This is a genomic window from Halopseudomonas sp. L-58 (assembly GCF_056859475.1).
The window spans coordinates 1-3,930 of sequence record NZ_JBSXON010000066.1 but is presented as its reverse complement, the minus strand read 5'-3'; the positions used below and the strand labels follow the sequence as shown (position 1 = coordinate 3,930).

At 57.9% G+C, this 3,930-nt stretch carries 3 protein-coding genes; all 3 read left to right on the top strand.

Translation table 11 applies throughout. The features are described 5' to 3' along the window. A partial coding sequence (locus AC13EY_RS11660; RefSeq protein ID WP_482890416.1) for a VWA domain-containing protein occupies window positions 1–3,137 on the top strand: 3,137 nt, incomplete at its 5' end. 102 nt (window positions 3,138–3,239) lie between these two features. Beyond that, window positions 3,240–3,578, top strand: a complete 339-nt coding sequence (locus AC13EY_RS11655) for a tryptophan synthase subunit beta (RefSeq protein ID WP_088278102.1) — start codon at window positions 3,240–3,242, stop codon at window positions 3,576–3,578. 198 nt (window positions 3,579–3,776) lie between these two features. Next, a partial coding sequence (locus tag AC13EY_RS11650; protein ID WP_482890417.1) for a DUF4372 domain-containing protein occupies window positions 3,777–3,930 on the top strand: 154 nt, incomplete at its 3' end.

Genomic DNA, 3,930 nt, shown 5'->3' with positions numbered 1-3,930 from the left:
TCGAAGACAATGAAGTGCCGGAGCTCAATCTGGAACAGGTCAATGGCGTAGGCTCGCGGGTGGTTGAAGGTGAAGACCTGGTCTTCAACGTCACCATGAGCGAACAGTCCACCGAGGCCGTGACCGTCAGCTGGACCCTGAGCTTCAACACCGCCAGCGCGGCGGATCTGGATAGCCAGCCCATCAGCGGTGTGCTGGAGATTCCGGCCGGTGGTCTGAACGGCGAGATTCGTATTCCGACCCTGGACGACCCCCTGTTTGAAGGCGGTGTCGGCACCTTCGAGAACCTGACCCTGACCCTGAGCGACCCGAACGGGGCGACGCTGGGTACTGCCAGCCTGCAGGGTCAGATCGAAGACAACGACTCCTTCTCTGGTGGCACCACCGATCAGTATGGGGTCACCGAGGGCAGCACTCTGGATACAGACGCCGATGACACTATCAATGGCGTCCTGTTCAATGATCCGGCTGGCCGCAGTGTATCGAGCGTGTCCAATAACGCAGACGGCACTGGCGCTACAACCGTCGGCTCGACTGGTGCTGTGCTGACCACCGCGCTGGGTGGCACCGTTACTGTGTTCGCCAACGGTGAGTTCACCTATGACGCACCGGTGCTGGATCACCCGCTTGCCGATCCGTATCTGACCGACAGTTTCTACTACACCGCCACTGACGGCACCAATACCGCAGACCCGGTATTGGTCAACATCCGTGTGTATGACACAGTGCCCCTGATCTCTGCAGTAGACGATATGACTACCTCGAATGAGGCTGGTGTTACCGTCGGCAACTGGTCTTATAGCGGTGGTGCCGATGGCCTGTCGGATGTTGCATCTGACCTGGAAAGCGGCATCAATTTGAGCTTCGATGCTGCAGGCCTGGGTGAGGCATTCTCCGCCGTGCGCGAAGACGTCTACAACGCCGGCGAGTATCAGGGTGAGCTGCTGACCGTCAGTTATGCCGATGGTACCGACAGCTACACTTACTTCACCCTGTTCATGAAGGTGGATGGCACCTACGAATTTAATCTGGTTACGCCCAAGCCAACCGGCTCGGAAGATGTGGTATTCACCAGCATCAACGGGGGTATCGCTCCTACGCTGTGGGCGTCTCAGGTTATCAATAACTATGATGGGGCGACCGATATTCGCTTCACCGCGACCAAGAACGGCAGCACCGACGAGGTGAACTGGGGTAATCAGGGCATTGGCTCCGACAACAACCTGTTCTCAATTGGCGAAACACTGACGCTGGCGTTCTTTGACGCCACCGGTACTTCAACCCTGCCGGCGGCGGACGCGACCAAACTGGTCGATTCAGCCACCCTGACGTTCAACTTCAATGGCAGCGGCGATGACGCCAAGATCAGCATTGATGTGCTGGATGAAAACGGTGACGTCATCGCCACGTTGAATGACATCGCGCTGACCGACACCTCACCGACGATTCTGATCAGTGCCGATGATCTGAATATCGATGGTTTCTATGGCGTCACCATCAAGCACCAGGGTGGCTTTGACAGCACCAATGGTGATGAGATTCGTCTGGCCTCGATGGATATCGAAACCGCATTGCTGCCGGCTGACACCCATCTGGACTTTGGCGTCGAGATTGTCGATGCCGACGGCGACACCGACGATGCCCAGTTCAGCGTGGACGTGAATTCTCCTGCGGTTGACCAGCTGATTGTTGGTACCGCCGAAGATGACACCCTCAACGCCGGGCGTGGCAACGACATCATCATCGGTGATGTCGAAGGCTCCTACAGTGTCGTTGTGCCGGATGACTACAACATCGCCCTGATGGTGGATTTGTCTGCAAGTATGAATGACAGCTCGGGTACCGCAGGCAAAAGCCGTCTGGAGTTGATGAAAGAGTCGCTCACCAAACTGGTCAATGACCTCGGCTCGCATGGTGGTGTGGTGAACGTCCGGCTGATCACCTTCGGCGGCGATGTCGGCCAGGAAACCAGCTACTCACTGAACAGCCCGGCTCAGCTCAATGCTTTGCTGCTGGCAATTTCCGGCCTGGCAGCTTACTCGGGCTCTACCGATATGGGCGGCACCAACTACGAGGCTGTGCTGCGCGCAGCCAAGAGCTGGTTCGATACCCAGACCCCTGGTACGCCTGACTTTGAAAACCTGGCGCTGTTCCTGACCGATGGTAACCCGACATTCCATCTGAACAGCAGCGGTAACCCGACCGATGGCGGCAGTGGCAACAGCACTCAGTACTGGGATCTGGCTGATGCGGTAAGCGCCATGGCCTCGCTGGTGGGGCAGCCCTACAGCGTCAAGGTCAATGCCATTGGCATTGGTGACGGCAGTAATACGGACTATCTCCGCTTCTTCGACAACACCGATACCACAGGCAATGCCTCGGTTTGGATCGATGGGGGGCGGATCAGAGGGCCGGTCGGCGAGGTTCAAAACGTCGATACCGCAGAGGATCTGGAGCTGGCTCTGGACAGCAGCGTGACCGTGGTACCGAAGGTTGGTGATGACACCCTGGTCGGCACAGCCGGTGATGACATCATCTATGGCGACACCGTCAGCTCGGACAGCCTGGGTACCGACTACGCCGGCATGGGTTATCAGGGTATTGTCGATTACCTGACTGACACCCTCGGCCATGCGCCCAGCACCGAAGAAGTTATCGCACTGCTGCGGGCCAACCCGCTGGACTTCTATGACCAGACCACCACACAAGGCGGGGCCGATACCATCACTGCTGGTGCTGGTAACGACCTGCTGATGGCCGGTGCCGGCGACGACGTGCTGATCGGTGGTCAGGGCAATGACATCCTCTACGGCGGCCTCGGCTCTGACACCTTCGTCTGGCAGAGCGGTGATGCCGGCGCGGTTGGCACCCCGGCAGTCGACATGGTCATGGACTTCTCCCTCGGGACCGACGTGCTTGACCTCAGTTCGCTGCTGGGCGATATCACTCCCTCTGAAATTGCTGACTATCTGCAGGTCACCAGCGCCTCGGTTGATGGCGTGGCTAGTGCCCAGCTCAATATCAGCAGCACAGGCGATATTGCCAGCGGTGCCGATCAGGTGATTCTGGTCAAGGGGCTCAGCGTGTCTGATATCAACAGCATGCTGGCAGGCCCGGATCCGAGCCTGATTGTCTAAGCGTCAGTAAAAGCAAGGGCCAGGGGCCGACATCGGGTGACCGGTGTCGGCCCTTGTTCTATAGTCGCTGTATCAATCCAGCCTCCGGCAGAAGGGGAGTGCATGTACGTCAAGCGTGACACCGATGGCGCAATCAGCGCGATTTCCAGCGAGGCCGGCAACGGCTTCTCCGAATGGCTGGCCGATGACGCAAGGGAACTGATGGAGTGGCAGCAGGGCCGCTCGATGAAGGAAAGCCTGCAACGTCTTCAAGGCAGCGATGCCGATATGATCCGGGTGCTGGAAGACCTGATCGAAGTCCTGTTGCAGCGTGGCGTCATTCGCATTACCGACCTGCCAGAAGCCGCCGTCGCCAAACTCAACAGCCGCTCCGCCGAACGGGCAAAGCTCAGTGAACTGAGCGGCCTGATCGATCAAGACGAGCTGGATGTACTGATCTAGCCAGCCCGTCACTCCCATCTTTTCCTCTCATCCCCGCGAAGGCGGGGAACCAGCGAATCTCGCCAAACGCCAACTGGATCCCCGCCTTCGCGCACTGCTGTCCGGAATAAATTTGGGGGAGAGTTCTGGAGGGATTGCAGCCACTGAGTTTGAAGGGTAGAACCCGTTGATGCGACTCAACAACTCAGTGACTACAACGTGTACACAAATATCCGATTTGCCGATCTTTTGAAAGGCTTGCCACGCCCTGTTTTCGACAAGCAGGTGCGCGAACTCGATGCAGACAAGCACTGCAAAGGCTTTAAATCCTGGGACCAACTGATCGCTCTGATCTATGCCCAGATTGCTTGCG